The following is a 2,599-nucleotide window of genomic DNA, read 5'->3' on the forward strand; positions in this document are numbered from 1 at the left end:
TGGAAAATCCGGTGATATTGACCACCTAATTCCGGTTTAAACTGACCATGGCATTCCTGAGTATGTTGACCACCCCATTCCGGGGCATGTTGACCACCTAAAATCAAGCGAATTACAGAGAGCTATCGAGGGTTATCTTCGAGCTGTTATTAAACCAAACAGCAAAGGAGATGGCCGGAAAATCGATAGAGATGAGTAAACTAAGAAATGTTATTAAACTACACCTTCAAGGAAAGAGCAAGGTGTTTATCAGTCAGTACCTAGGTATTTCCCGAAACACGGTGAAGAAGTACATAAGGCAATTTAGTGCCTTAAAAATGCCGTATGAGGAGATTGAGGTTTTGAGTGACCTATCCCTAGAGGCTTTATTTATAAATGCTCCCCAGCGGGAGCTCCCTGAGCATTTAAAGGCCTTGTACGCTTTCTTTCCTTATGCAGAGCGGCAACTCAAGAAAACTGGATTTACCAAGATGCTGCTATGGCAGGAGTATAAAGGGCAATACCCGCAAGGAGTCCAAAGTAGCCAGTTTTGTGAACATTACAACCGGTGGAGCCGTAGCATTCATGTCAGGCCTACCATGCACATGACCCACAAGGCCGGAGACAAGATGTATGTGGATTATGCAGGTGAGACCCTTGAACTTATTGATAGGGAAAGCGGGGAGATCATTGATATACAATTCTTTGTAGCTATACTTGGGGCGAGCCAACTCACCTATGCAGAGGCAAGTTTGAGCCAGAAAAAAGAGGACTTTATATCCTCGGTAGAAAATGCGATGCATTATTTTGGCGGAGTTCCGGCTGCCATAGTCCCTGACAACCTTAAGTCGGCCGTGACCAAAAGCAATCGTTATGAGCCTACTTTGAACGAAACGTTTTTGGATTTCTCCGAACACTATGGCACAACGGTATTGCCGGCAAGAGCCTATAAACCCAGAGACAAGTCTTTAGTAGAAGGAGCCGTTAAGATCCTCTATACGCGTATATACAGCATATTAAAGGAACAACAATTCTTCGACCTCAAGTCGCTCAACCAATCCATATTGATTCTTTTGGAGAAGCATAACAATGCAAATATGACGGGAAGGCCATACAGCCGTAGACAGCTCTTCGAAGAGCTTGAAAGGGATCAACTCTGCTTACTTCCCCAACAGTATTATGAGGTCCGTAAACAAGCCCTTGTGACCGTTCTCAATAATGGACATGTTATTTTAGGAGAAGACAAGCATTACTATAGCGTTCCATATCAATATATCCGCAAGAAGGTAAAGATTCTCTATAGCGCAAAAAACGTTGAGATTTTTTATGGCTATGGACGTATCGCCGTGCACCCAAGGGTAAAAAGCCCCCATCATTACAGTACGCTGGCCGAACATATGGCCTCAACCCATCGCTTTGCCACAGAGTGGACACCCCAGCGTTTTATAGATTGGGCGGCCTCCATCGATCAGGATGTAAAAGTATTGATCACCAACATTCTCAATAAAAAACAACATCCGGAACAAGCCTATAAAAGTTGTATGGGCATACTTTCCCTTACCAAAAAGGTAGGTAAGGAACGTTTGGTCAAAGCCTGTGGAAAATCCCTTGAATATGGGATCTACAATTATATGATGGTGCAAAACATTCTCGATAGAGGACTCGACCAAATGGAAGAAGAACAACAGGAAGAATCAATCCCTTCCCATAAAAACATCAGAGGAAGCAATTATTATAAGTAATCAATAAACACATCTATATGAATCAAACCACGTTATCGAAAATGAAAACCCTTGGGCTTCACGGCATGTACGAAGTCTTTAAAACAACCATTGAAAGCGGCAAGAGCGATCATTATACCATTGACCAACTCATGGCCCAGCTTATTGAAACAGAATACGATTATCGTCAAAATCGAAAGATTGAACGCAGTGTACAAAGTGCCCAGTTCCGCTATAGGGCAGCTTTAGAAGACGTAATCTTTGATGCCTCTCGCAATTTGGACCGTACCAAACTCTTACGCTTAGCTCAAGGAGATTATATCTCTAATGGACAGGACGTTCTCATTACCGGAAGTACCGGGGCAGGTAAAAGCTATCTCGCTACCGCATTAGGCTACCAGGCATGTATAGATGGATATAGGGTAAAATATTACAACACCAACCGTTTGATGGCTAAACTAAAGATGGCCAAAGCTGATGGGTTCTATTTGAAAGAACTGGCCAAATTGGAACGTTTGCAGCTTATCATCCTAGATGATTTTGGCCTACAACCAATGGATCAACAAAGCAGAATAGCACTTTTAGAGATTATCGAGGATCGACATGGTAAGAACTCAGTAATCATCACTTCCCAATTACCAGTAAGCCGCTGGTATGATATTATTGGGGAGAAAACCATTGCAGATGCAACTATGGACAGACTTGTGCACCATGCACATCGTTTTGAACTTCAGGGGGAATCTATGCGAAAAAAGAAAAGCAGAGTAGAATAAAAAGCAGCTAAAAAAATCAATAAATTTGTTCAATATGATAGCTCACAAATCGTTCTTTTAGAAACCTGAAAATGACTGGTCAACATACTCCGGAATGGGGTGGTCACTATGACCGGAATATCCACC

2 protein-coding genes are annotated in these 2,599 nt (G+C 42.5%); both read left to right on the top strand.

Annotated elements, in window-relative coordinates:
* The first annotated feature begins 191 nt into the window (after nucleotides 1-191).
* Complete coding sequence (istA, locus tag MWU82_RS23880) at nucleotides 192-1,721, top strand: IS21 family transposase (RefSeq protein WP_247098246.1); 1,530 nt, start codon at nucleotides 192-194, stop codon at nucleotides 1,719-1,721.
* Between the two features lie 17 nt (nucleotides 1,722-1,738).
* Nucleotides 1,739-2,473: an IS21-like element helper ATPase IstB gene (gene istB / locus MWU82_RS23885; RefSeq protein ID WP_247098248.1), complete on the top strand. Its 735-nt coding sequence runs from the start codon at nucleotides 1,739-1,741 to the stop codon at nucleotides 2,471-2,473.
* The last annotated feature ends 126 nt before the right edge of the window (nucleotides 2,474-2,599 follow it).

Source organism: Arenibacter sp. S6351L (genome assembly GCF_023016025.1).
Lineage (GTDB): Bacteria > Bacteroidota > Bacteroidia > Flavobacteriales > Flavobacteriaceae > Arenibacter > Arenibacter algicola_B.